The 23,484-nt window shown below is 69.0% G+C and carries 25 protein-coding genes; 12 read left to right on the forward strand and 13 right to left on the reverse strand.

Annotated elements, in window-relative coordinates:
* Positions 1-173 precede the first annotated feature (173 nt).
* Positions 174-725, reverse strand: coding sequence for a CBS domain-containing protein (locus tag G9C85_RS04210; RefSeq protein WP_166037214.1), 552 nt, complete (start codon positions 723-725; stop codon positions 174-176).
* 61 nt (positions 726-786) lie between these two features.
* Entirely contained in the window at positions 787-1,149 is a 363-nt protein-coding gene (locus G9C85_RS04215; protein WP_166037216.1) for a DUF555 domain-containing protein, read from the reverse strand.
* A 420-nt stretch (positions 1,150-1,569) separates the two neighbouring features.
* On the opposite strand from G9C85_RS04215, the gene G9C85_RS04220 reads away from it, so the two are divergent.
* Positions 1,570-1,740, forward strand: coding sequence for a hypothetical protein (locus tag G9C85_RS04220; RefSeq protein ID WP_166037218.1), 171 nt, complete (start codon positions 1,570-1,572; stop codon positions 1,738-1,740).
* A gap of 85 nt (positions 1,741-1,825) precedes the next feature.
* Here G9C85_RS04220 and moaC read toward each other — a convergent pair whose 3' ends face one another.
* Genes moaC through G9C85_RS04235 form a run of 3 tightly spaced genes read right to left on the reverse strand, consistent with a single transcriptional unit; the run spans position 1,826 to position 4,136 of the window.
* Positions 1,826-2,371 carry a cyclic pyranopterin monophosphate synthase MoaC gene (gene moaC, locus G9C85_RS04225; RefSeq protein WP_166037220.1) on the reverse strand — a complete coding sequence of 182 codons (546 nt, stop codon included), beginning with the start codon at positions 2,369-2,371 and terminating at the stop codon, positions 1,826-1,828.
* Complete coding sequence (locus tag G9C85_RS04230; RefSeq protein ID WP_166037222.1) at positions 2,364-3,803, reverse strand: NAD(P)H-hydrate dehydratase; 1,440 nt, start codon at positions 3,801-3,803, stop codon at positions 2,364-2,366. The genes moaC and G9C85_RS04230 overlap by 8 nt, the downstream gene beginning before the upstream one ends.
* A 54-nt stretch (positions 3,804-3,857) precedes the next feature.
* Positions 3,858-4,136 carry an acylphosphatase gene (locus G9C85_RS04235; protein WP_166037224.1) on the reverse strand — a complete coding sequence of 93 codons (279 nt, stop codon included), beginning with the start codon at positions 4,134-4,136 and terminating at the stop codon, positions 3,858-3,860.
* Between the two features lie 110 nt (positions 4,137-4,246).
* Here G9C85_RS04235 and G9C85_RS04240 point away from each other — a divergent pair, with 110 nt between their 5' ends.
* From G9C85_RS04240 to G9C85_RS04250, 3 genes are all read left to right on the forward strand, one after another.
* On the forward strand, positions 4,247-5,383 hold the full coding sequence (locus G9C85_RS04240) for a Xaa-Pro peptidase family protein (protein ID WP_166037226.1): 1,137 nt from the start codon (positions 4,247-4,249) through the stop codon (positions 5,381-5,383).
* A gap of 346 nt (positions 5,384-5,729) precedes the next feature.
* The gene (locus tag G9C85_RS04245; RefSeq protein ID WP_166037228.1) at positions 5,730-6,269 is read left to right on the forward strand and encodes a GNAT family N-acetyltransferase; all 540 of its coding nucleotides are present in this window, start codon (positions 5,730-5,732) and stop codon (positions 6,267-6,269) included.
* A 142-nt stretch (positions 6,270-6,411) separates the two neighbouring features.
* Positions 6,412-6,960, forward strand: a complete 549-nt coding sequence (locus G9C85_RS04250; protein ID WP_166037230.1) for a PaaI family thioesterase — start codon at positions 6,412-6,414, stop codon at positions 6,958-6,960.
* 73 nt (positions 6,961-7,033) lie between these two features.
* Here G9C85_RS04250 and G9C85_RS04255 read toward each other — a convergent pair whose 3' ends face one another.
* Complete coding sequence (locus G9C85_RS04255) at positions 7,034-8,302, reverse strand: Xaa-Pro peptidase family protein (RefSeq protein ID WP_166037232.1); 1,269 nt, start codon at positions 8,300-8,302, stop codon at positions 7,034-7,036.
* A gap of 204 nt (positions 8,303-8,506) precedes the next feature.
* Here G9C85_RS04255 and G9C85_RS04260 point away from each other — a divergent pair, with 204 nt between their 5' ends.
* The gene (locus G9C85_RS04260) at positions 8,507-8,944 is read left to right on the forward strand and encodes a hotdog fold thioesterase (RefSeq protein ID WP_166037234.1); all 438 of its coding nucleotides are present in this window, start codon (positions 8,507-8,509) and stop codon (positions 8,942-8,944) included.
* 49 nt (positions 8,945-8,993) lie between these two features.
* Here the strand turns inward: G9C85_RS04260 and G9C85_RS04265 are convergent, their stop codons facing one another.
* The 3 genes from G9C85_RS04265 to paaK all read right to left on the reverse strand — a co-directional run bounded on the left by G9C85_RS04265 (position 8,994) and on the right by paaK (position 11,937).
* On the reverse strand, positions 8,994-9,425 hold the full coding sequence (locus G9C85_RS04265; protein WP_166037236.1) for a hypothetical protein: 432 nt from the start codon (positions 9,423-9,425) through the stop codon (positions 8,994-8,996).
* A gap of 90 nt (positions 9,426-9,515) precedes the next feature.
* Positions 9,516-10,523 carry a helix-turn-helix transcriptional regulator gene (locus G9C85_RS04270; protein ID WP_166037238.1) on the reverse strand — a complete coding sequence of 336 codons (1,008 nt, stop codon included), beginning with the start codon at positions 10,521-10,523 and terminating at the stop codon, positions 9,516-9,518.
* 121 nt (positions 10,524-10,644) lie between these two features.
* On the reverse strand, positions 10,645-11,937 hold the full coding sequence (gene paaK / locus G9C85_RS04275; protein ID WP_166037240.1) for a phenylacetate--CoA ligase PaaK: 1,293 nt from the start codon (positions 11,935-11,937) through the stop codon (positions 10,645-10,647).
* 282 nt (positions 11,938-12,219) lie between these two features.
* Here paaK and G9C85_RS04280 point away from each other — a divergent pair, with 282 nt between their 5' ends.
* From G9C85_RS04280 to G9C85_RS04295, 4 genes are all read left to right on the forward strand, one after another.
* Complete coding sequence (locus tag G9C85_RS04280; RefSeq protein WP_166038940.1) at positions 12,220-13,461, forward strand: ABC transporter substrate-binding protein; 1,242 nt, start codon at positions 12,220-12,222, stop codon at positions 13,459-13,461.
* Positions 13,461-15,464, forward strand: a complete 2,004-nt coding sequence (locus tag G9C85_RS04285) for an ABC transporter permease (RefSeq protein WP_166037241.1) — start codon at positions 13,461-13,463, stop codon at positions 15,462-15,464. Before G9C85_RS04280 ends, G9C85_RS04285 begins: the two co-directional genes overlap by 1 nt.
* Before the next feature lie 61 nt (positions 15,465-15,525).
* Positions 15,526-16,284, forward strand: coding sequence for an ABC transporter ATP-binding protein (locus G9C85_RS04290; RefSeq protein ID WP_166037243.1), 759 nt, complete (start codon positions 15,526-15,528; stop codon positions 16,282-16,284).
* A gap of 79 nt (positions 16,285-16,363) precedes the next feature.
* Positions 16,364-17,077 carry an ABC transporter ATP-binding protein gene (locus tag G9C85_RS04295; RefSeq protein WP_166038941.1) on the forward strand — a complete coding sequence of 238 codons (714 nt, stop codon included), beginning with the start codon at positions 16,364-16,366 and terminating at the stop codon, positions 17,075-17,077.
* A gap of 147 nt (positions 17,078-17,224) precedes the next feature.
* Here the strand turns inward: G9C85_RS04295 and G9C85_RS04300 are convergent, their stop codons facing one another.
* Both G9C85_RS04300 and G9C85_RS04305 read right to left on the reverse strand, forming a co-directional pair.
* Positions 17,225-17,710, reverse strand: a complete 486-nt coding sequence (locus G9C85_RS04300; RefSeq protein WP_166037245.1) for a VOC family protein — start codon at positions 17,708-17,710, stop codon at positions 17,225-17,227.
* On the reverse strand, positions 17,707-17,919 hold the full coding sequence (locus G9C85_RS04305; protein WP_166037247.1) for a hypothetical protein: 213 nt from the start codon (positions 17,917-17,919) through the stop codon (positions 17,707-17,709). Before G9C85_RS04305 ends, G9C85_RS04300 begins: the two co-directional genes overlap by 4 nt.
* Before the next feature lie 254 nt (positions 17,920-18,173).
* Here G9C85_RS04305 and G9C85_RS19070 point away from each other — a divergent pair, with 254 nt between their 5' ends.
* The 3 genes from G9C85_RS19070 to G9C85_RS04315 all read left to right on the forward strand — a co-directional run bounded on the left by G9C85_RS19070 (position 18,174) and on the right by G9C85_RS04315 (position 19,757).
* A complete protein-coding gene (locus tag G9C85_RS19070) occupies positions 18,174-18,308 on the forward strand; it encodes a hypothetical protein (RefSeq protein WP_275690761.1) in 135 nt (44 codons plus the stop codon).
* A gap of 73 nt (positions 18,309-18,381) precedes the next feature.
* A complete protein-coding gene (locus G9C85_RS04310) occupies positions 18,382-19,113 on the forward strand; it encodes an EthD domain-containing protein (protein WP_166037249.1) in 732 nt (243 codons plus the stop codon).
* The gene (locus G9C85_RS04315) at positions 19,113-19,757 is read left to right on the forward strand and encodes an HD domain-containing protein (protein WP_166037251.1); all 645 of its coding nucleotides are present in this window, start codon (positions 19,113-19,115) and stop codon (positions 19,755-19,757) included. Before G9C85_RS04310 ends, G9C85_RS04315 begins: the two co-directional genes overlap by 1 nt.
* Positions 19,758-19,819: 62 nt before the next feature.
* On the opposite strand, the gene G9C85_RS04320 is transcribed toward G9C85_RS04315, so the two are convergent.
* On the reverse strand, positions 19,820-20,029 hold the full coding sequence (locus G9C85_RS04320; protein WP_166037253.1) for a pro-sigmaK processing inhibitor BofA family protein: 210 nt from the start codon (positions 20,027-20,029) through the stop codon (positions 19,820-19,822).
* 419 nt (positions 20,030-20,448) lie between these two features.
* Positions 20,449-23,457: a hypothetical protein gene (locus tag G9C85_RS04325; protein WP_166037255.1), complete on the reverse strand. Its 3,009-nt coding sequence runs from the start codon at positions 23,455-23,457 to the stop codon at positions 20,449-20,451.
* Positions 23,458-23,484: the final 27 nt, after the last annotated feature.

Here is a 23,484-nt window from a genome sequence, read left to right on the forward strand (position 1 = left end):
ACCGAGAGATTACCGTTGGTTACACTTAGGCGGTGCGTTCGTTCGACGCCGCAGAGAGGACGACGATGCAGGGAGGACGACGCAGCAGGGAGGACGACGCAGCAAGGAGGACGGCGACGCAACGTTAGTCAGTCGACTCGCGCCGAGAACCGTCTCGGGGATCGCGGGTCGCCTCAGACCGAGAGGTGCGTGGCGATGTCGGCGTCGGTGACGATGCCGACGAGCGACCCGCCGTCCTTGACGATGACGGCGTCCTGGTGGTCGAGGTAGTTGTCGACCTCGTCGACGGTCGCCTCGGGCGCGACGGTCGCGAACCCCTCGTTCATGACTTCGGCGACGGGGAGCTCCTCGACGTCGTGGTCCTGGCGGTGCGCGCGGATGTCGCTGTTCGAGAGGATGCCGACCGGCGTCCCGGTCTCGTCGACGACTGGCAGTTGACTGAATCCTTCCTCGCCCATGATGTCGACGGCTCTGGCGATGCTGTCGTCCATGCGGACGACGACGACGTCCTCGTGCATGATGTCGCGAGCGCGCCGAATCTCGCCCTCGGCCGCGTCGAGTGCTTCGACGATGCGTCGCAGAGTCGAGAGTCGTGGGTCGACGTCGCCGCCCTCGATGCGAGCGACGAGAGGCTGGGAGACGTCGGCGGCGTCGGCGAGTTCGCTCTGGGTGAGTTCGAGGTCCTCCCGGCGTTCGCGGAGTTCCTCGTCCGTCGGCAGTTCCATACCCCGACAGTATTACCCGAGGTAATAAAAGTGTTGTCGGTCGCGCTCGACCGAGGAGCGCTCAGTCCTCGTCCTCGTCTTCCTCGGTCAGCACCGTCTCCACGACCGACAGCGGGACGTCCCGGAGCGCACCCCCGACCTCGCTCTTCGCGATGCGCTTGGCGTGCTCCTCGCTGTCCGCGTTGAACACGTCCATCTCCAGTAGCAGGCCGACGAGCGCGGTATCGGCCGCGACGAACGCGCTGTCGAAGACCTCCGCGCACGCGGGGCACTGCGTCCCACCGACGTTGACCTCGACGTACTCCTTCCCGGAGTCGTTCAGTCGCTTCCCGGCTTCGCTGACCGCAACCCCGATGGCGTCCTCGACGTTGTCGACGTCACGAACCAACCACGCGGCTTCCATCGCAACGAGGTAATTGCTCATACCAAAGCGTGTGGGTTCGAGCAAGGCTAGGTTTGCGGTTCGTCCGCCCCACGACCCGCGCTGGCGTGCCAGACACCCTCCCGCGTCTAGCTTTCGCACGCGACGCACCCGCCCGCGAGCGACGCTGGCTCCCACGGTGGTCGCCGACGGTCGTGAGAACGTCGCGAGTCGCGTCGATACTCCTCGAGCATCATTGCGTAAGTTATGCGTTGGTTCCAGCGACGAGTGGTAAACGACCCGGGTTGGCACGAGGTTGGAGACCCGAAGTGACGGTCGGAGCCCCACTCAGGTCGCCCCGGAGACAACTCCAGTTGAATCGCCCGACTGCAACGCCCCGTGCCAGCCAAACACACGCAGTTCGACGCCCGCCTCGCCCGCCAAGCTTATATACTGGTGCGGGTAGTGTCCGGTCGAAGTTCGATGATAGAACGGGCACTCGCCGCCACGCTGTTCACGCTGTACCAGCTCACCATCGCGATGGGGATCGCGCTGCTCCCCGTCGCACTCGCGACCAGCCGGTTCGGGTTCACGCTCCCGATCCACCGCGTCGTCGACGCCACCGAGCACGCCTACGAGCAAACCGCGCCCTGAACGGGAAAGCCGGACACACCGACGACCGACACGACTCGTTCTTCGACCACGCCACCACGACCAGCCCGCGGTTCGCTCGCCGCTGCTACTCGAGCGACCGCTTTTCCTTCTCGACGACCCGCACCTCGTTCGTCTCCGCGACCGGGTACTCGCCGTCGTCGTCCTTCTCCAGGGATTTCACCATGTCGAAGACGACGTTCAGTCCCGTCGTGACGCCCTCGACGGCCTCCATCTCGCAGCCCGTCTTCCCCGTCGTCTCCACCGCCACCGAGAGCGCGACGGCGTCGTCCTCGAGTGTGAACTCGGTGTCGACGTTCGTGATCGGGATCTGATGACAGAGCGGAACGGTCTCCCACGTGTGCTTGACCGCCTGGATCGCGCCGACGCGAGCGGTCGCCAGCACGTCGCCCTTCTCGACCTCGTCCGCGCGAACCGCCGCGACCGTCCCCGGACGTAGCGAGAGTCGGCCGCGGGCGACCGCTCGCCGCGCGGTATCGGGCTTGTCGCCGACGTCCACCATGCTCGCGGCTCCGTCCTCGACGTGCGTGAGCGCCTCGCGATTCCCGTCAGGCCCATCGGTCTCGACCGATGCCTCGGGGTCCTCCCCGGCGCGGTCCGCGTCCTCAGGCATCGTCGTCACCCCACATCGCGGGCGGGACGGCCGAAAGCAGGTCGCTCGCGAGGAGCCCGTATCCCTGTTCGTCGACGACGGCGTCGCCGGCGCGACCGTTGACGTACGCGCCGATGGCGCCGGCGGTCGCGGCGTCGTGCGTCGAGAACAGCGCCCCGCAGATCCCCGCGAGCACGTCGCCGGTGCCGCCGACGGTCATCCCCGGGTTCCCCGTGCGGTTCACGCGCGTTCGCTCGCCGTCGGATATCACGTCGTGCGCGCCCTTCACGAGCAGCGTCTGCCCGAGCTCGGCCGCGAGGGCTTCGACGTTCTCGGCGCGCTCGCGCCAGTCGTCGGCCCGCTCGCCGCCCATCCCCGCGAACTCGCCCTGGTGAGGCGTACAGAGCAGGTCTGCGTCCGTGTCGACGTCGGGGACGACCTGGAGCGCGTCCGCGTCCACGACCGCGCGACCGTCGTAGAGTTCGAGGAACTCGCGGACGGCGTCGAGCGTGCCCTCCGACGCGCCCAGGCCGGGGCCGATGACGACGCAGTCCGCGTCGAGCGCCTCGTCGAGCAACTGGTCGACGTGCCGCGGGAGGACGAGGTCGCCCGCGAGTTCGCGGACGATCAGGCCTTCCTCGTAGCCCTGGACGGTGTCGGCGACGCGACCGGGCGTGGCGACGAACGAGAGGTCCGCGCCGGCGCGCATCGCCGCCTGCCCGCTGAGCGCCGGCGCGCCCGCGTACGGACCGCCGCCGACGACGAGGACGCGCCCGAACTCGCCCTTGTGCGCGTCCTCCGGCCGGGAGAGCGCCCGGAGGTCGCCGCGTTCGACGAACGTCTCCGCCGCCTCCGGGATCCCGATATCCGCGACCGTCACCTCGGCGGCCACGGCCTCGAGGCCCGGCTTCTGGTCGTGGAACGTCACGACGTGGTCGGCCTCGACTGCCACCCCTTCGGCGTCGCCGGTGTCGGCGTCGACGCCGCTCGGGACGTCCACGGAGACGACCGTCGCGTCCGCGTCGTTGACGGCTTCGGCGGCGGTCGCCTCCGGTTCCCGGAGCGCGCCCGTGACGCCCGTGCCGAGCATCGCGTCCACGACCACGTCGCACTCGGGGAGCGAGAACGTGGTCGAGTCCGCGACCGTCTTCGTGTCGTACTCCGCTCGCTGGAGCGCGTCCCAGTTCTCGCGAGCGATGGTGGTCCCGATCGCGTCCGCGCGACCGAGGAGGACGGTGGTGACGTGGTACTCGTCGAGGAATCGCGCGGCGACGAACGCGTCCCCGCCGTTGTTCCCGCGCCCCGCGACGACGACCACGCGGTCGCCGGCGTCGGCGTGCTCGCGGACGACGCGCGCGACGGCGTGCCCGGAGGACTCCATGAGTTGCTTCCGGGGGACACCGAGCGCCGCCGCGTTCTCGTCGACGACGGCCATCCGGTCGCTTCCAATCATGCGCGACGATTCGGCCGCCGTCGTGAAAAAGGAGTGGTCGGCACGCCCCAGGGGTCAGCGCCGTATCTCGAAGCCGTCCTCGCCCTCGGGGTCGCTCCACTCCACGTCGACTCCCGCGACGTTCGCCGCCGGCGATCCCTCGTGGCAGAACTCGACCATCGCCTCGACGTCGTCTCGGTCGCCCTCGAAGACGGCCTCGACGCGGCCGTCGTCGAGGTTCCGCACCCAGCCGTCGACGCCGTGCTCGCGGGCGGTATCGCGCGTCGTCGCCCGGAAGTACACGCCCTGGACGCGCCCGGAGACGTACACGTGCGCTCGCGTTCGGTCGGTCATGGTCGAGGGTCCATCGTCCTCGGCCCTAAATCTTCGGCAGCCGGCGCCCGTCCCCACTCGCACGCGCCCACTTGGGAACCCTGAAGCCCCGCCCGGTCGAGGGTTCGGGCATGAGCGAGCACTTCGACGAAGCCGTCTTCCGCGAGCGAACCGGGCGCGTCCAGGCCGCGATGAGCGACGCGGACGCCGACCTCGCGGTCCTGTTCCCGAGTTCGAACCTCCACTACCTCGCGGGCTTCGAGGAGGACCCTGCGGAACGCCACCTGTTCCTGTTCGTCCCCCGCGAGGGCGACCCCGCGTTCGTCGTCCCGACGCTGTACGAGACGCAGGTTCGCGCGGAGTCGTGGGTGGAGACGGTACGTGCGTACGGGGACGACGAGGACCCGCTTTCGGTCGTCGAGGACGTGCTCGACGACCTGCTCTGGGGCGTCGACGAGGTCCCGCGCGTGCTCGTCGACGACTCGATGTGGGCGACGTTCACGCAGGACCTCCGCGGCGTCCTCCCGGACGCGAACTGGGGGCTCGCGAGCGAGGCCGTGGCGGACGTGCGGGTGCGGAAGGACGACGCGGAACTCGACGCGCTCCGCCGAGCGGGCAGGGTCGCGGACGACGTCAGCGAGTGGCTGCGTTCGCGCGGCGAGGACGTCGTCGGATCGACCGAAACCGAACTCGCTGACGAGATCGAGGAGGAGTTGCGAGCGCGCGGCGCGAGCGACGTCGCGTTCCCGGTCATCCTCGGTTCCGGGCCGAACGGCGCGATGCCCCACCACACGCACGGCGACCGCGAGATCGGGCGCGGCGACCCGGTCGTGCTCGACTTCGGCGGAACCGTCGACGACTACCCCGGCGACCAGACGCGCACCGTCGTGTTCGCCGGCGACCCACCCGAGCGATTCCGCGAGGTCCACGACGTCGTCCGGGAGGCCCAGCAGGCTGCCGTCGACGCCGTCGAACCCGGCGTCGAAGCCCAGGCTGTCGACGCCGCGGCACGCGAAGTCATCGAGGCCGCCGGCTACGGCGACGCGTTCTTCCACCGGACCGGCCACGGCGTCGGCCTCGACGTCCACGAGTCACCATACATCGTCGCCGGGAACGACCGCGTCCTCGAACCCGGGATGGTGTTCTCGATCGAACCAGGGATCTACCTCGACGGCGAGTTCGGCGTCCGCATCGAGGACCTCGTCGCCGTCACCGACGACGGCTGCGAGCGCCTCAACGACTCCCCGCGCGACTGGCGCTGCGGTTGACGATACCCGCAGCGACGCGAGCACTCGACCACGTCGCTGGCGCGCGCTGGCGAGCCGGTGCTCGCACCGGCGAGCCGACACCGCGTGAGGGACGAGCACCGCGGCGAACGGAGTGAGCCGCGGCGCGCAGTCGGCTGGGGAGGGCGAGGCGCGGTTGCGGCGGCGGTGTGGTTGCGGCGGCGGTGCGGTTGCGGGATTCGTCCAGTGCACCCACCGTGAGCGCTCGGAGAGCGCGAGCGGCATTTTTTCATCAACGTTTTTTCGACGAGTGGTGGCCCGCAGGGCCACCCGAGGAAGAAAAAAGGTTGTCGTAACACTTTGGACGCCGCCCGTCGAATGGTAACGTATGACAGTACCCGTGCGTGCCAGGTATCGCGAAGCGACGCCTGACGACGTCGACGCCGTCAGGGACGTCGCACGGACGACCTGGGAACGCGACTACCCGGACGTGGTGAACAGGGAAGCGGTGACCGACACCGTCGAGTCCTGGTACGGCCACGACCAGCTCGCCGCGGACGTCCGCCGCGGCGACGCACTCGTCCTCGTCGCCGAGACCGACGACGCGAACGCCGAATCGGACGCGGACGTCACCGGCGTCCGAATCCGCGGTTTCGTCCACGGCGTCGTCGACGGCGACTGCGGCACCATCCTCCGCGCGTACGTCCACCCCGACGCACGCGACGACGGACTCGGCCGCGGTCTCGTCGACGCCGCACTCGACGCCTTCCGCGACCGCGGCTGCGACCGCGCCGAAGCGATGGTGCTCGCACGGAACGCCCCAGGGAACGCGTTCTACGACGCCCTCGGATTCGAGCACGTCGCCACCGACACCACGCTCGTCGGCGGCGACGGCTACGACGAACACGTCTACCTCACGTACATCTAGCACGCCCCCACCGCCACCGTCGTCGACACCCACGACACACCCCCCGACATTCACGACCCAGTCGCGACATCCACCACCCACCCGGAACCAGCACCCAGCGTGGCGAACGCTCAAGTCCCGACCGCGCGAACGCACACCCAACGTGACCGACTCACGCCCGCGCTCGCTCGCCGACGTCTGCCCGCCAGACGACCCCGTCCAGGCCGCGTGGCCCGACAACACCTGCTACGGCTGCGGGCAAGCCAACCCGGACGGATTCGGGCTCGAGAGCTACCCCGCACCCGACCGCGACGCCCTCCTCGCGACGTTCGACCCCGAGCCCACGCACGCCGCCGGCTACCCCGACTTCGCGTACGGCGGCCTGCTCGCGAGCCTCGTCGACTGCCACGTCATCTGGACCGCCATCGCGGCCCGGTACGCCACCGAAGGCCGCCGACTGCTCGCCGACGACCCACTACGCATGTACGTCACGGGCGAACTCACGACGCGCTACCTCGCGCCCACACCCCTCGACCGACCGATCGAACTCGAAGCCCGGATCGACGGCGACGTCGGCAGGAAGACCGACGTCGTCTGCGAGGTCCGCCCACGAGGCGGCGACCCGACCGTCGAAGCGCGCGCGACCGCCGTCGAGATGCGCGACCCGCCCGCGCTCGACGCCGCCAGCGACTGGCCGCACGCCAGCCACTGAGAGTCGCACCGACCCGACCGCCTCCCCAGTTGCGTCTCGAACTGCCGTCAGTCAGTGGCGTCTCGAACTGCCGTCAGTGATCGATGCGCGTGATCTCCTCGACCGGCCACTCGCTGAGGATCTCCACGCCGTTCTCGCGGACGACCACCATCTCCTCGACCCGGACGCCCTGACGCTCCGCGGGCTCCATCGTCTCCACCGCCATCGTCATCCCCTCCTCGATCTCGATCGGGTGCTCGGGGCTGAGACCACGCCAGATGAGCGGTTGCTCGTAGAGCTGGAGGCCGAGCCCGTGCGCCCAGTGATTCGTCGTCATCTGCCAGTGCTCGTCTGCGTCGTACCAGTCCGCGTGCTCGCCCTCCATGTCCGGGAAGCCCTTGCAGATCTCGTCAGTGGTGGCGCCCGGCTCGATGCGCTCGAGGACGTCGTAGAGGTTGTCCCGCGCGATCTCGTACGCGTCCTTCTGTGCCTGCGTCGGCTCGCCCAGGGAGAACGTGCGGTAGTAGCACGACCGATAGCCGAGGTACCCGATGTTGTAGAAGTCCGCGTACACGATGTCGCCCGGCCGCATCTGGCGGTCGGTCGTGTTCGCCTGGTGCTTCGGCCACGTATTGGGCCCCGAAGTGACGTATCCACCCTGAGCCATCGCACCATGGCGCCAGAGCTCCTGCACCGCTTCGCCCCACACCTCCGACTCCCTCATCCCCGGCTTCGCCGTCTCCGTGATCCGCTGGAAGCCCGCCTCGCAGATCGCCGCGACCATCCGCAGGCACTCGACCTCGTCGCGCGTCTTCACCTTCCGCGCGTCGTGCATCAGGTCCACACACTCCTTCGTCCGCACGTCCACGCCGTTACGGTCGAACGCCTCCATGAGTCCCGCGTTCCCGACGTCCAGCCCCATCGGCGCATCGTCGACCCCGTACTCTGCCATCGCCTCCGTGACGAGGTCCGCCATCTTCTGCTTGAGGAAGTCCCGTGCGGAGTCACGACCCGACGCTCGCGGCACGTTCCCCAGCCCGGGCGCGGCGTACCGGACGTCCGTCAACCAGGGACAGTTGAACCGCTGGTTGCTCGCGTGATCCGCGGTGTCCCAGTGCACGACGTCGCCGTCCTCCGTCAGCAGCGTGTAATGGTCCGCGCCCGACCCACCAGTCATCGCGAGTCCCGTCACGTACCGGATGTTCGGGTCCGACACCAGGAGCATCGACCCAAGCGGCGAGTCCTGGAGTCGGTCGAGCGCCTTCTCGTAGCGCTCGGTCCGCATGCGCTTGACGTCGATGCGTTCCTCCCAGTCCACGGCCTGCGTCCCACGGGTGCCCTCCATGAACGAGCGTTCGTACATACTCGAAACCCCGACCCACGAGCACATCAAAGTACCTGACGCCATCGACGCGAACGCACCAAACGTCATGGACGCGAACGCACCTGACGCCATCGACGCGAACGCCCGAAATCGCACGAGAACGACTCGCCCCACGGTCGAGGGAAAGCCGCAAGGACTGGTGGTGCCGTCACGGCTTTGGGGTCGCGCGTCGTCGAGCGAACCATGGACGAACGCGCGAACGACGACGACGCTTCCGAGCGCGACTTCGACGTCGACGCGGACGTCGCCGAGCGCATCGACGGGGACGCGTACTGCGAGACGCTCGGCATCGACCTCGCCGTCCTCGAACCCGGGCACGCGGTCACGGAACTCGTCGTCACCGAGGACCTCCTGAACTTCCACGGCACGCCCCACGGCGGCGCGGTGTACTCGGTCGCGGACGCGGCGTTCGCGGCCGCGTCGAACTCCCGCGGCGACCCCGCGGTCGCACTCGAGACGAACATGTCGTACCTGGACGCGGTCGACGTCGGCGACACCCTGACCGCCACGGCAGAAGAGACCCACGTCAGCGGTCGCACCGCCGAGTACGAGGTCGTCGTCACCGCGGACGACGAACGCGTTGCGACGTTCCGCGGCCGCGTCTACCGCATCGACGCCTGACTGTCGACACGCGGCGCGACACGCGAGGCGCACCGTTACGCGGCGGCGTCTACTCCATAGACTGTTGCCCGGCGACTTCGACGACGCGACGCGTCGTCGCGTACGTCAACGCCAGCGCATACACGACCGCCACCGCGAGCGCGATCGGGCCGACGAACGTCGCCGCGAGGATGTCGAAGAACACGTGCACCGCGAGGTACAACCACGTGATCGTCCACGCCCACGAGTGACCGATGGCGAGCGCGAACGCGGCGACGACCGCGAACGCGGCCAGCCCGCCGCTTGCCGCCTCGACCGCCACGCCGGCGTCGAACGCGAGCACGCCGTACGCGTCGACGACCGCGCCGACGAGACACAGCAGGAGTACCGGGACGAGGCCGATCGGGCTCGCCGACGCCGGCCTGGCGTCGCCCACCGAGAACGCGCGTCGCCGCGCGGCGGCAGCGCGCTCCCCGGCCCGTCGCGTCCGCTCGTCCATCATGCCGTAGATTCCAGCCCTCGACGATATAAAGATACGCCTTTGGAGTTCAGGAGGGAACAAAGACAGTCGCGTTGATACGCCACGGCGCGTTCAGAACGGGTCGCTACTCGGTGGACGGTGCTCGGCGCCGTTCCACGTCCGGTCGACGACGGCGACGTCGTCGTCGAGGACGATCCCGAGGCGGTCGTCGCCGCGCTCGAGAGCGAACGCGACCCGCCAGGGGTCGCGGTCGCGGACGTCGACGACGTCGTCGGTCATCGCGAACTCGAGCTCCCAGAGTCGCGTCGTCGTCACGTCCTCGCCGTGCGCGAAGCAGAACGCGACGACGGCGGGATCGCGGAGGAGCGTCTCGCCGACGGTGAGGTAGTCGAGGTGCCCGCAGTGACCGCAGCCGCGGTGAACGAGCACCTCTCGGTGGTCCGGGCGCGGATACGGGAGGGTCGCGGGGTCGACGAACGACGCGCTCGGCTCGCTCCCGCAGAGCGGGCAGACGCCGCGAGCGAACGCGAGCCGGTGCGCGCGATTGAACGCCGCGACCTGCGCGAGGACGGCGTCGGGGTCGTCGGCGAGGACGCCCGGTGGCGTGAAGTTGTGGTCGTAGACGTGCTCGCAGCCGTCGCACTGGACCTCCGCGATCCAGTGCTCGTACGTGACCGCGAGCGGTTCGTCGCAGAAGTAGCAGTCGACGCCGACGGGGATGCCCTCGCGCGTGCCCTCACCGGTGAACGTGCCGGCGCGCACGAGCCGCGTCAGGAACGTTCCCTCCGAGCGGAGCGCGTACCCGGCGCCGCGGTCGGCGTGGAGCGTCGCCGCGTCGCCGCCGTCTCGACCACTGCCGTCGCGGTCTCCACCCACTCCCTCGCGGCGTTCGACGTACTGGCCGACGAGCTCCTGGAGGTGATAGTTGAACTGACTAGACGGCATCTCGGGCGCGACGCGGTCGCGGAGGTCGCTGAACGAGAGGACGGGCGGGTCGCCCTCGCTCCCGCGGGCCTCCGAGAGCGCCCAGAGCACGCCGGCGCGCGTGTCGTTCCCGACGAGCGAGAGCGCGGCAACCGGCGATAGGCCGCCGTACGTCGTCGGGTCGTCCTCGCTCATGGTCGCGCTTCAACGCCGTCCCCCGAAGGCGTTACGGCGGGAGGGGACGACGGCACGGCGGTCGAAGAAAACGGTCGTCGTTCGTTCCGTGAACGTCAGCGAACGGGATTACGTGAAGACGCTAGTCTTCACGGTGGTCGTAGACGCGCTTGACTTTCCCGACCTCGGTGCGGTCGATGACGCCTGGGCCGACGACTTCGATCTCGTCGGGTTTGACGTCGAGGACGTCGCGGAGGCGAGAGTCGATCTCGGCCTCGAGTTCCTCGTGGGTGCCGTCGTAGTCGTGGACGTGTTCGACGGTGAGTTCGAGCGTGTCGAGGTTCCCCTCGCGGTAGAGGTCGATGCGGTAGTGGGGGGCGACGGCGTCGATGTCGACCATCACTTCCTCGATCTGGCTCGGGTAGACGTTGACGCCGCGGACGATGATGAGGTCGTCGGCGCGACCGCTGACGTTGTCCATGCGGACGACGGTGCGACCGCACTCGCACTCGTCGTAGTTCAGGCTCGTCATGTCCCCGGTCCGGTAGCGGATCATCGGGAACGCTTGCTTGGTGAGGCTCGTGAGGACGAGTTCGCCCTCCTCGCCCTCGGGGAGCACCTCGCCCGTGTCGGGGTCGACGACCTCGGGATAGAAGTGGTCCTCCCAGACGTGCAGGCCGTTCTGGGCTTCCTCGCACTCGATGGAGACGCCGGGGCCGATGATCTCGGAGAGGCCGTAGACGTCGATCGCGGTGACGCCGAGAGCGTCCTCGATCTCGTTCCGCATCGGGTCCGTGAACGGTTCCGCGCCGATGATCACGCGCTCCAGCGGGAGGTCCGCGAGGTCGAAGCCCATGTCGTCGGCGCGCTCGTCGAGGTACAGACAGTACGAGGGCGTACAGGAGAGGACGTCGGACTCCATGTCCCGGAGCATGTCGATCTGGCGGCTCGTGTTCCCGCCACCCGTCGGGATGACGCACGCGCCGAGTTCTTCGACGCCGTCGTGGAACCCGAGGCCGCCCGTGAACAGGCCGTAGCCGTAGCCGTTCTGGACGACGTCGTCGGAGCGGACGCCCGCGGCGTACAGCGACCGCGCCATGACCTCGTGCCAGACGCCCAGGTCGTCCTCGGTGTACGCGACGATCTTCGGTTTCCCGGTCGTCCCCGAGGACGCGTGGATCCGCTGGAGGTCCTCGTGTGGGACCGCGAACAGACCGTCCGGGTAGTTGTCGCGGATGTCCTCCTTCGTCGTGAACGGGAGGTCGGAGACGTCGTCGATGGTGTCGACGTCTTCGGGTGCGATGCCTGCGTTCTCCAGGTGGTCGCGGTACCACGGGACGTTCTCGTAGACGCGCTCCACGGTCTCACGGAGACGATCGGTCTGGAGCTCCTCGAGCTCCGATCGGCTGGCCGTCTCCACGTCGTTGTAGACCATGTATGAACGGATTGCGTCCGCCAGTAAAAGGGTTGATGCCGCGGCAGGAACTCGACGGTTGGTCGCCCGACAGGAAATCGACGGCCGTCGACGGGCCTTCGTCGGGGGCGGGCGCACACTACGAGGTCTGGATGCCGGTCGGCGCTCGCGCAGGACTTGCCGGGAAATCACCAGCGGTGCCGGTTTTTCGAGTAAAAGTTCGTGAGAAAAAGGACTAGGCTTTAGCCGTCTCCCAACTGAGTGCATATCATGCCAGCTGACAACAATCGGTCTGGTGGTGACATGGGAGCGGACGCGACCGGCGGGACCGTTCGCAGACGAGACGTCTTAGCCGCGGCCGGCGCCGCCGGCGTCGCCAGCGTCTCCGGCTGTCTCTCGAACATCGGCGGTGGCGCCAGCGGCACCGTCACCTACGGCGTCGTCAGCCCCATCTCGGGGAGTTACTCGTCGCTGGGGCCGTTCCAGCGACACGGCGCCGAACTCGCGATCAGTCACCTCCAGGAGGACGACGATTTCGACTACGAGATCGAAGGCGTCTACGGCGACACCGAGACGGGGCCGTCCACGGCGACGCAGGCCGCGTCCCAGCTCGTCGAGCAAGACGGCGCGGACTTCATCATGGGCGCCATCTCGAGCCAGGTCGGGCTCGCCCTGAACTCGTTCGCCCAGGAGAACGAGGTCATCTACAATCCGGGCGCGGCAGCGATCCCGATCACGGGCGAGAGCTGTAACGAGTACGTGTTCCGCTCGGAGACGAACACGGCACAGATCGCCGAGGGCTGTGCGAACTGGACGCTCGAGAACCTCGGGTCGAACGTCTGGTTCCACATCGCTGACTACGCGTACGGGCAATCGGTCCTCCGCGAGTGGCGGTCGCGAATGGAGGCCTCGGACACCGAGTTCAACGAGGTCGGCGTCACGCGCGCCGAACTCGGCGCGCAGAACTACGAGTCCTACATCTCCCAGATCCAGAACTCGGACGCGGACGTCCTCGTCGTCGGGTCGACGGGCGGCGACTTCGTTCGCTTCGGGAACCAGGCCGCGAGCGCCGGGCTCGGGGAGGACATCGACATCATCACGACGACCGCGTCGTTCCAGTCGCTGCGCGCCGGCCTCGGCACCGCCGGGTACGGCATCTACAGCGGCGTCCGGTACAACGCGAGTCTCTCGACGGGCTGGAACGAGCAGTTCGTCGACGCGTACACGAGCGAGTACCCGGACGACGGCGCCCCCGGGAACTTCGCGCGCGTCGGTTACGACTCCATCCGGATGACCGCAGAAGGCATCAAGGAAGCCGACTCGACGGACCCGACGGAAGTGAAGGACGCACTCGCCGGCCTGGACACGAACAGCGTCCTCGGCGACAACCGCTACCGCGAGTGCGACCAGCAAGCGATGAATCCGGTCTGGGTCGGCCAGAACGTCGAACCGGACTCCGGCGAGGTGGCCGACGTCGAACTCATCGAGAAGTTCTCCGGCGAGGACGCCATCCCGTCGTGTGACTCCACGAACTGCTCGCTATAATGGTCTCAGGTGGTGCGCTCCTCACGCAGCTCCTGAACGGCCTGAGCGTCGGGATGGTGTACGTGCTGCTGGCCGCGGGACTGTCCATCATCTTCGGCGTGATGGACGTCATCAACTTCGCGCACGGCGAGTTCTACGCGCTCGGCGCGTACCTCGCGGTCGGAATCGTCGCGGCGCTCGCCGGCGTCACCGGCGGGTTCTGGATCGCGCTCGTCGTCGCGCCACTGATCGTCGGCGTCCTCGGCGGGCTCGTCGAGCGCGTCACCATCCGACCGCTCTACGGCCGGAATCCACTCTACCACATCCTGTTGACGTTCGGGCTGGTGCTCGTCATCGCCGACGGCATCGAACTCATCTGGGGCACCCAGCCCCAGACGTTCGCGAAGCCGGCGCTGCTCGCCGGCCCGATCACGATCGCGGGATTCCAGTACTCGCTGTACAACTACTTCGTCATTGTCGCCGGCGGCGTCCTCGCGCTCGCGACGTGGCTCGCGCTGACGGAGACGCGCGTCGGCATCATCATCCGCGGCGGGGCGCAGGACCGCGGGATGGTGCGCGCGCTCGGCATCGACATCGACCGATACTACACGCTCGTGTTCGCGTTCGGGTGCGTGCTCGCCGCAGTCGCGGGCATCATCCTCGGCGCGAAGCAGGAGGTCGCGCTCGGGATGGGGAACTCGATCATCATCCCGGCGTTCGTCGTCGTCGTCCTCGGCGGCCTCGGGAGCTTCCGGGGCGCGGTCGTCGGCGGCCTCACCATCGGGATCGTCCAGACGTTCACGCAGACGTACGTCAACGAACTCACGGGCGTCGTCGTCTACCTCCTCATGGTCGGCATCCTCCTCGCCAAACCCCAGGGGCTGTTCGGGAACCCCGAGTGGCAGAATCACGGCGGCGAGGAGGGCGACCTGCTGACCGGCGGCGGCGGTGGCATCCTCGACGACTCGACGCGGCGGTACCTCGCCATCGGGCTCGTGGGCGTGCTCGCGCTCGTCCCGCTCGGTATCGGCGTCGTCTACTCGAGTTACTTCGCGAACGCGCTCGTCATCAACATCCTCATCTGGGCGCTGTTCGCGCTCAGCCTCGACTTCGTCATGGGGTACGCGGGCCTCGTGTCGCTCGGGCACGTCCTGTTCTACGGCGTCGGCGCGTACGCGACCGTGATGGTGACGCTGTACCTCACGCCCGTGTTCTGGGTGGGGCTGCTCGTCGGCATCGTGCTCGCGCTCGCCATCGCGTGGTTCGTCGGCTACCTCTCCATCAGGGTCTCCGGCGTCTACTTCGCGATGATCACGCTCGGGTTCGCGCAGCTCGCGTACAACGCCGTCACGAAGTTCGACGCCACGGGGGGGAGCGACGGTCTCTACACGGGCTACGACCCCACGTACGGCCTCGGCATCGGTCAGGTCGGTCGCGTCGACTTGCTCGGCGACATCCAGCTGTTCTACTACGTCGTGCTCGCACTCGTCGTCGTCTCCTACCTGGTCGCGCGCCAGATGATGCGCGCGCCGTTCGGGAGCGTCCTGCAGGCGATCCGCGAATCCGAGGACCGAGCGGAGTTCCTCGGGTACGACACGGTCGCGTACAAGCGCCGCGCGTTCATGATCTCCGGCGGCCTCGCCGGGCTCGCGGGCGGCCTCGCGACGATCAACAGCTTCGGCGTCGGCCCGAGCTTCCTGTTCTGGCTGAAGTCCGGCGAAGTCATCGTGATGACGCTACTGGGCGGCATGGGGACGCTGTACGGGCCGATGGTCGGCGCCGGCGCGTTCCTCGGCCTGAAGGAGATACTGCTCACGCTCGGCGAGGGGACGCCCGGATTGCTCGGCGAGTTCCTCTCGCAGTGGCAGGGGATCCTCGGCCTCATCTTCGTCGTGTTCGTCATCTACGTTCCGGAGGGCCTCGTGTCGCTGCCGGCGACGCTCCGCGCTCGCTTCGGCGCGGGCGGCGGTGGCAGCGGCGGAGAACCCACCGCGGAGGCGACCGACACGGAGGTGAGCGACTGATGCGCAACAGCGGACTCGCGCGACCGCTCGCCGCGGTCGCGCCACCGGAGGTGAGCGACTGATGGCGCTCCTCGAGACGCACGGACTGACGCGGCGGTTCGACGAACTGGTCGCGGTCGACCACGTCGACCTCGCGGTCGAGGCCGGCGAGTTCCGGAGCGTCATCGGCCCGAACGGCGCCGGGAAGACGACGCTGTTCAACTGCATCACGGGCGCGCTCCGCGCCTCGGAGGGCGAGGTCGTCTTCGACGGCGAGGACGTCACGGACCTCCCGAGCTACGAGCGCGTCCGCCGCGGCATCGGGCGGTCGTTCCAGATCACGAACGTCTTCGGCGGCCTCACGGCCCTGGAGAACGTCCGGTTGGCGGCGCAGTCGATCCCGAGCCGCGAGATGAGTCAGGGCGCGCAGCTGTTCCGCCCGAAGACCGAGTTCGACGACGTGAACGCGCACGCCCAGGAGGTCCTCGAACAGGTCGGGCTCGCGGACGTCGCCGAGGAGGAGGCGTCGACGCTCGCGTACGGCGACCAGCGTCGCCTCGAGATCGGGCTCGTGCTCGCGACCGACCCGGAGGTGGTGCTGCTCGACGAGCCGACCGCGGGGATGGGTAGCGAGGAGACGGCGGCGACGATGGCGCTCGTCGACGACGTCCTCGCCGAACAGACCCTGTTGCTGATCGAGCACGACATCGACCTCGTGATGGACGTCTCCGACCGCATCACGGTCCTGAACCGCGGAAGCATCGTCAGGACGGGGACGCCCGAGGAGGTCGCGAACGACGAGGACGTGCAGGCCGCGTACCTCGGAGGGCACGGCCAATGACCGCGACCGCAGACGCAGATGCGACCGCAGACGCAGACGCGACCGCGACCGCGGCCATCGGAGGTGACCACTCGTGAGCATGCTCGAACTCGACGATCTCGTCTCGGGGTACGGCCAGACGCGCGTCCTCGACGGCATCGACGCGCACGTCGACGAGGGCGAGATCGTCGCGCTCGTCGGCCGGAACGGCGTCGGGAAGACGACGACGCTCCGTACGATCCTCGGGTCGGTCGAACCCTGGAGCGGGAGCGTCCACTATCGCGGCGACGACGTCACCGGGATCGGTCCCGTGGAGACGACCCGGCGTGGCATCGGACTCGTCCCAGAGGAACGCCGCATCTTCCCGGGACTCACCGTCGAGGAGAACCTCGAACTCGCGAGCTACGGCGGCGCCGACACCGACAACCGCCGCGACCTCGAGTGGGTGTTCGACACGTTCGAGAACCTCGACGAACGGCGCCACAACCGCGGGAGCGACCTCTCGGGCGGCGAACAGCAGATGCTCGCGATCGCTCGCGCGCTCGTCGCCGGATCGGACCTCCTGATGCTCGACGAACCGACCGAGGGGCTCGCGCCGCTCATCGTCGACCGCGTCCAGGAAGTCGTCCGGGAGGTGAGCGACGCCGGCGTCACCGTCCTGCTCGTCGAGCAGAACGTCCGCGTCGCGCTCGACCTCGCCGACCGCGTGTACGTCCTCGCGCACGGCCAGATCGTCCACGAGGCCACGCCCGAGGACTTGCGTGCCGACACCGAGACCGTCGAACGCTACCTCGGCGTGTCGTTCGCGGACTGACGCGATCGCGGTCGACGCGACCGCAACTCGACTCCGTCAATTCTACTTCGAGACAGCAAGGGCGTCCCGGCCGCAGTCGCTCTCGCGGCCGTCGTCGATCGCGCGGGCTCGCCCAGCGATCCGCTCGTTCGCGCCGCAATCGAAGCGTCAGTTCCGGTCGTCGAACGCGTTCGCGACGGCCATCCCGTTCACGTACGTGTCGGGGCTGTCGTACTTCTCTACGTACCCCTCGCGGTACCGCATCAACTGGAATAGCGCGCCCGTCGGGTTCGCGGGCGAGACGAACGCCTCCTCGTAGGTCTCGTGCTGGGCGCGGTCGACGACGGTGACGTCCGCGGCCTCGAGCGCTGCGATCACGGCGTCCATGTTCTCGACCTCGAGCGTGACGTGGTGGAGGCCGGGGCCGTGGCGGTCGAGGAAATCGCGGATGAAGTTGTCGTCGCTGAGGGGCGTGACGAGTTCGAGCCGTGAGGCGTCCCCGAGCAGGTAGCCCGCCCACCGGAAGTCGTCGTTCGGGCCGGTGTCGTCGACGTACTGGCGGGCGCCGAGCGCGTGCAGGACGGCCTCTGCCTCCTCGAACTCTTCGACGGCGATGCCGACGTGCTCGACGCGAATCGGGGTGTCGTGGGTCACCGCTCGCCCTCCGAACCAGCGGGATACGTCGGTTCGTTCCCGTCTACGACGGTCACGTCGTCGTGCAGGTCGGAGTCGAGTGCGCGTTCGTTCCGGTCGGCGTCCTGCACGAGCAGGTCCGCCAGCAGGCCCCCGAGGACCGCTGCGTCGGCGCGCTCACCGTCAGCGCTGGCACCCGGTTCGTCCGCCGTTGGTGGATCGGTCGACATGCGACGGCTTTCATCGTGGGAGCGGTTAACAGTTGGCGTCGACTGGGGCGACGCACGTGCGCTGGAGTCAGCCGGCGTCGCGCTCACCCTCGGACGTTCCCTCATCGACCTCGAAACCGCCAGCCTGAACCGACCAAGGGCACCGATAGCGGCCCTCTCGCGGGGGTAGACGCCGAAATCGTGGTCGTTATCAATGCCTGTCCCTGAGAGGGGGTGTGAATACCCCTGAATCCGCTCCCGCCGAGTCGGGAGCATTGACGAGTCGTGGGTTCCACATCACCGTGGACGACGGACGGGATTCGTTCTACGCGATCTCCATCGAGGACCCCGAGAACGACGACGCCTGGCTGATGTCCGACACCGCGCACTCGCTCCCCGAGATGCGATAGCTCCCGGCAGGAACCCGATAGCGACGACGCTTTCCCGGCATTTTATCGGGCCTCCGGGCGTCGACTCGAACGTATGTATAAGCACGTCGCCTGTCTGGTTCGCAAGGACGACATGACCCACGAGGAGTTCATGGACTACTGGCAGCACGAGCACAGTCCGCTCGCGAAGGACATCGAAGGCGTCGTCCGCTACCACACCGTCTACCCCACCGACCCGGAGAACGCCGAGTTCGACGGGCTCGCGGAACTTTACTTCGAGACGCTCGACGACCTCCACGAGGCCCTCGGCAGCGAGGGCAGTCGCGACTACGACCCCACCCGCGAGGTCGCCGCGGCCGCGCGCGAGGACGTGAACAACTTCCTCGCCGTGAACGAGCGCCCGCGCTTCATCGGCGAGGAGAAGGTCTGGAAGGACGAAGTCGACGGCGACACCGACGGTCTCTACAAGCACTCCGCGTTCCTCGTCCGCAAGGAGGGAATGAGCCACGACGAGTTCCGCGAGTACTGGGAGGACAACCACAGTCCGCTCGCGAAGGACATCGAGGGCGTCGTTCGCTACCAGACCGTCTACCCCACCGACCCGGAGAACGCCGAGTTCGACGGCGTCGCCGAGCTCTACTTCGAGACGCTCGACGACCTCCACGAGGCCCTCGGCAGCGAAGGCAGTCGCGACTACGACCCCACCCGCGAGGTCGCCGCGGCCGCGCGCGAGGACGTGAACAACTTCCTCGCCGTGAACGAGCGCCCGCGCTTCATCGGCGAGGAGGTCGTCCAGAAGGACGAGGTCGACGCCGAGGGGTACTGATGGCCGACGAGGACGCCCCGGCGAGCGAGGCGGCGGCCGACGACGGCGGCACGCCGGACTACGACGCGCAGGTCCGCGAGGCGTTCCCGGAACTCGAGGAGATCGGCGACGACGACCTCCGCGAGCGGGTCGTGGAGGCGTGGGTGCTCGCGCTGGAACGCGGCGGCTGGCAGGACGTCTACGACATCCCGTACGCGTGGAACATCCACGACGTCACGAACGTCGAGCACGTCCGCGGCGTGACGAAGGTCGCGCTGGAGTCCGCGCGCGTCCAGCGCGAGTTCCACGGCGCGGACGTCGACGTGGACGTCGTCGTCGCCGCGTGCTTGCTCCACGACGTCGGGAAGTGCTACGAGTACGTCGAGCACGTCCCCGCGGAGACGCTCGTCGACCCGGACCGCGAGCGCTACGCGACCGACGAAATCCCGCACTCGCTCTCGGGGTACGCGCTCGCGCACGAGGTCGGTGTCCCCATCGGCGTCCAGCGCGCGATCCCGCACTTCCTCGGCGAGGTACCCCAGCGAACGCTCGAGGCGGAGCTCGTGAAGTCCGCGAACTCGGCGTCCTCGAACGCCATCACGGACGCCGCGATGGGCATCACGCTCAAGGAGTGGGTCGACGAGTACAGCCAGACCCAGAACTAGCTCGCACGGAGTGCATCTCCACGCGGGGGGGAGTGCGTCGCTTTCGAACGGCGCGTGGCGTCTCAGACCGGTAGTTGGGGCACGATCATCGCGGCGAACGCGACGTCGAGCAGCGCGAGCACGATGACGAGTATCGCTCCTGGTACGCCGAATATCGCACAGATGAGGAGGGTGATGAGCGAGATCTGGACGCCGAGACCGAGCACGTTCGCGAGGAAGAGGATGAGCAGGCCGACGATGGCGTTGACGACGAGTGCGCGTGCGGAGACCATGTCCCGAGTTGGACCGCCCCACTCTTTGTTAGCCAGCCGTTGTCTTCGCGAGTCCTGACGCTATCGGCCTGCGACCGCAAGCGTTCGCCGAGCGTTCCGGTATCTCAGTGCTACCGCGCGGACCGTCCAGGGGGCCTCGTTATCGTTGGTGCCGTTTCGATGCTGGATACGAGGGCAACCCTTATCAGTAATAGAAACGATTGTTACCATATGACACAGGTGATGTCTCGGTACGAGTGCACAGCGTGCGGTCGCGAGACACAGAACGTCGAACGGACCTGCCGGAAGTGCGGCGGCGAGATGCACGACACCGCCGTCAAACGATAACGAACGAACCCGCCCACGACTCAGATCGCCGTCCGTCGGCCACGCGTCCGCCCCGGGCCCGGTGTGGACGACGGCCCCTGCTTCTTCACGCCCTAGCGTTCGCTCGCCCAGACGCCGACGAGTACGAGCGCGCCGACGACGAGCGACCCGGCCCCGACGAGCGTCGCGCCCGTCGCCATCCCGAGCGCGCCCGCGCCGACGCCCCCGCCGCCGACTGCGCTCGCGAGCGCCGCCCGGACGCCGACGCCGGACTCGCGCTCCTCCAGCGCCACCACTCGCTCGTCCAGTGCCGCCAGTTCGTCGCCGGCCGCCACCGACTCCGGCAAGTCCGCGACCGCGTCCAGCGCCGTCTCCGCGTCCGACGCCGCCGCAGCCGCGTCCGACGCCGCCGCATCCGCGTCCGACGCCGCCGCATCCGCGTCCGACGCCGCCGTCTCCGCCTCCGCTGCCGCCGCTTCTGCCGTCGACAACGCAGTCTCCGCGTCCGCCGCAGCCGCGTCCACCTCGGAGGACGCCGCCTCCGCGGCTTCTCGCGCGTCGCTCGCCTCGGCCTCGACCGCGTCCAGTCGCTCGGTCGCGTCCGCGAGGTCCGACCGGAGCGTCGACAGCGACGCCCGGACGGTCTCGACGGCCTCCGCGTCCGCGGTCTCGCCGTCGTCGACCATCGACGCGGACAGGTCCTCGACGCGCTCGCGCACCGACGCGACGTCCTCGCCGACCGCGTCCAGCGCCGCCTCCGTCGCGTGGTCGTCGGCCGCCGACTCCACCGCCGTCACCCGTTCGTCCACCGCCGCGACCGACTCCCGGATCGCCGCCACGTCCACCTCGAGGGATTCGGCGTCCGCCGCGACGTCGTCCACGCGCTCGTCGACCGCGTCCAGGCGCGAATCGACGTCGCCCACCGAGTCCTCGACCGCTCCAATCGAGTCCTCGTTCGCGTCGAGGCGGTCCTCGACAGCGTCCGTGCGGTCAGCGAGCGACGACACCGATTCCTCGAGGTCGTCCGCGCGGTCCGCGAACCGGTCCTCGAGTGCCACGACGTCGTCGGCGACGTCCTCGAGACGCGCGGGCACGGCTTCGAGGTCGTTCGTGCGCTCGGCGAGCGCCTCGGTTCGGTCGTCGATGCCGGCCACACGCTCGTCGACGTCGTCCACTCGGTCGCCCAGGCGATCGGTCGTCGACGCGAGTTCGCCCATGCGGTCGTCGACGCTCGCCACGTCGCCCGCCAGGTCGTCGAGCGCGACCTCCAGCTCGTCGAGCGCGCCCTCCAGCGCGTGCAGGTCGTCCGCGACCGCCTGCACGTCAGCGTCGACGGCATCTCGCGTCGCCTCCAGGTCCGCTTCGAGGTCGTCGACCGTCGCCGCCGTAGCCGTCCGCTCGTCGAGCGCCTCGACGGTCGACGCCGACGCCATCCGCGACTCCACGTCGTCGATCTCCGCCGCCAGGTCCGCCTCCACGTCGTCGAGCGCATCCCCCACGTCCGCCAGGCGATCGTCGAGCACCGACAGCTCTCCCCGCAAGTCCGTCACGCGCTCGCCGGTCTCGTCGACATCGGCTTCCACCGCGTCCACGTTCGCCTCCACCGCGTCGACGTCCGCTTCCACTTCGTCGACATTCGCTTCCACTTCGTCGACATTCGCTTCCACCGCGTCCACGTTCGCCTCCACCGCGTCGATGTCGGCGGCGACGGCGTCGACGTCCGATTCGACGGTCTCGACGCGGTCGGCGGTCGCCATCTCCGCGGAGACGGCCGCGAGCTGATCGGAGACGTCCTCGAGTCGGTCACGTAGGTCGGAAATCTCGTCGTCGCGGTTCGCGAGGCGGTCGAAGAGCTTCGTGATGGCGGCGTCGTCGGTCGAATCGATTGAGTCAGTCGCGTCGGTCGAATCGGTCGCGTCGGTCGCGTCGGTCGCGGCGGTCGCGGCGGCCGCGAGCGTCGCCTGTTCGGGGCCGTCGGTCCCGCTACCGTCGCCTTCGTCTTCGTCGTCGGCATCGTCGCCGTCGTCGCCCGCGGCGGTCCCGGCGTCGGACGCGTCGATGTCGCCACGGCCACTGAAGCCGCCGTCGGCGCCCCACGTCACGTCCTCGAACGCGTCCACGCCGTCGGTCGCCGCCGCGTGCGCGCCGCGAGCGACGCTCACCGCCGGGTCGTCGACGAGCGTCGCCTCGGTCACGCGGAGGTCGAGCGCGCCCTCGTCGAACCGGCCCGCGGCGAGCACCTCCAATCCGGGGACGGCAGCCTCGCCACCGATGACCACCGGAACGCTCACGCCCTCGCGGACGTCGCCCTCGGTCGCCTCCTCCACGGTCGCGTCGACGACGTCGCCGACGAGCGCGTCGTAGCCGCGAGCGAGCGCGCCCTCCACGCCGCCCTCGGCGCCCGGTTCGATCGTCGTCCGCGCCTGCACGCCCCGGACCTGGTCGACCGACTCCCCGGTGGCCGTCGCGGCCTGCTCGGCGACCCAGTCGCCACCCTTCGCGACCGAGAACGCGAGCACCGGCACGCCGTAGTAGACGAGCGCCACCGACGTCGACTCCGCCCCGACCGCGACGCCGACGCCCGTGAGGTTCGACCCCGCGAGCGCGTCGTACACCACCGCGAACCCGGACGTGATCGGCGTCGGCTCGTACCCCAGGCCGGCGAGCACCGACTGCACGGCCTCCCGGTGGGTCGCCGTCGGCACGGCCGCGTCCACGATCGTCCCCGGTACCGAGTACGCCAACCGCGACGCGTCATCGCTGTCGGCGTCATCGCCGTCGCCGCCGGTCGCGGCGCTCCGCGGGGGTTCGCCGAGGAACTCCGACGCGAGCGCGGCGAACACGTCCGCGACGTCCTCTCGGTCCGCGAGCACGCCGTGCTCGAGGAGGTGCTCCGGGTCCCGGTCGACGGCCGCCGCCGCTCGCGTCGCGTCCGGCCCGACGACGTACGTCGCGTCGTCGACGCGCACCGTCGAGAGCGCGGCCTTCGAGAGGTCCGTCTCCAGGAAGTCCGCGTCCGATACTCGCAGATACAGTGGTGACGTCTCCGAGACCGTCGGCGTCGCCGGGTCGCCGCGTGCCACCCTGAACCCCCGCGTCCCGATGTCGAAACCCGTAGCCATGCCCCCCGATTCAGAGGCGGCCGTCTA

The organism is Halorubellus sp. JP-L1 (assembly GCF_011440375.1).
GTDB lineage: Archaea > Halobacteriota > Halobacteria > Halobacteriales > Natrialbaceae > Halorubellus.

Bases quoted from the DNA above. Each gene is read 5' to 3' on its own strand.
- G9C85_RS04220 (WP_166037218.1), top strand. From the start codon at position 1,570: ATGATAGAACGGGCACTCGCCGCCACGCTGTTCACGCTGTACCAGCTC.
- G9C85_RS04315 (WP_166037251.1), top strand. From the start codon at position 19,113: ATGGCCGACGAGGACGCCCCGGCGAGCGAGGCGGCGGCCGACGACGGC.
- G9C85_RS04215 (WP_166037216.1), bottom strand. From the start codon at position 1,149: ATGAGCAATTACCTCGTTGCGATGGAAGCCGCGTGGTTGGTTCGTGAC.
- G9C85_RS04210 (WP_166037214.1), bottom strand. From the start codon at position 725: ATGGAACTGCCGACGGACGAGGAACTCCGCGAACGCCGGGAGGACCTC.
- G9C85_RS04325 (WP_166037255.1), bottom strand. From the start codon at position 23,457: ATGGCTACGGGTTTCGACATCGGGACGCGGGGGTTCAGGGTGGCACGC.
- G9C85_RS04280 (WP_166038940.1), top strand. From the start codon at position 12,220: ATGGGAGCGGACGCGACCGGCGGGACCGTTCGCAGACGAGACGTCTTA.
- G9C85_RS04310 (WP_166037249.1), top strand. From the start codon at position 18,382: ATGTATAAGCACGTCGCCTGTCTGGTTCGCAAGGACGACATGACCCAC.
- moaC (WP_166037220.1), bottom strand. From the start codon at position 2,371: ATGCCTGAGGACGCGGACCGCGCCGGGGAGGACCCCGAGGCATCGGTC.
- G9C85_RS04240 (WP_166037226.1), top strand. From the start codon at position 4,247: ATGAGCGAGCACTTCGACGAAGCCGTCTTCCGCGAGCGAACCGGGCGC.
- G9C85_RS04260 (WP_166037234.1), top strand. From the start codon at position 8,507: ATGGACGAACGCGCGAACGACGACGACGCTTCCGAGCGCGACTTCGAC.
- G9C85_RS04255 (WP_166037232.1), bottom strand. From the start codon at position 8,302: ATGTACGAACGCTCGTTCATGGAGGGCACCCGTGGGACGCAGGCCGTG.
- G9C85_RS04290 (WP_166037243.1), top strand. From the start codon at position 15,526: ATGGCGCTCCTCGAGACGCACGGACTGACGCGGCGGTTCGACGAACTG.
- G9C85_RS04265 (WP_166037236.1), bottom strand. From the start codon at position 9,425: ATGATGGACGAGCGGACGCGACGGGCCGGGGAGCGCGCTGCCGCCGCG.
- G9C85_RS04320 (WP_166037253.1), bottom strand. From the start codon at position 20,029: ATGGTCTCCGCACGCGCACTCGTCGTCAACGCCATCGTCGGCCTGCTC.
- G9C85_RS04305 (WP_166037247.1), bottom strand. From the start codon at position 17,919: ATGTCGACCGATCCACCAACGGCGGACGAACCGGGTGCCAGCGCTGAC.
- G9C85_RS04270 (WP_166037238.1), bottom strand. From the start codon at position 10,523: ATGAGCGAGGACGACCCGACGACGTACGGCGGCCTATCGCCGGTTGCC.
- G9C85_RS04285 (WP_166037241.1), top strand. From the start codon at position 13,461: ATGGTCTCAGGTGGTGCGCTCCTCACGCAGCTCCTGAACGGCCTGAGC.
- paaK (WP_166037240.1), bottom strand. From the start codon at position 11,937: ATGGTCTACAACGACGTGGAGACGGCCAGCCGATCGGAGCTCGAGGAG.
- G9C85_RS04230 (WP_166037222.1), bottom strand. From the start codon at position 3,803: ATGATTGGAAGCGACCGGATGGCCGTCGTCGACGAGAACGCGGCGGCG.
- G9C85_RS04245 (WP_166037228.1), top strand. From the start codon at position 5,730: ATGACAGTACCCGTGCGTGCCAGGTATCGCGAAGCGACGCCTGACGAC.
- G9C85_RS04295 (WP_166038941.1), top strand. From the start codon at position 16,364: ATGCTCGAACTCGACGATCTCGTCTCGGGGTACGGCCAGACGCGCGTC.
- G9C85_RS04235 (WP_166037224.1), bottom strand. From the start codon at position 4,136: ATGACCGACCGAACGCGAGCGCACGTGTACGTCTCCGGGCGCGTCCAG.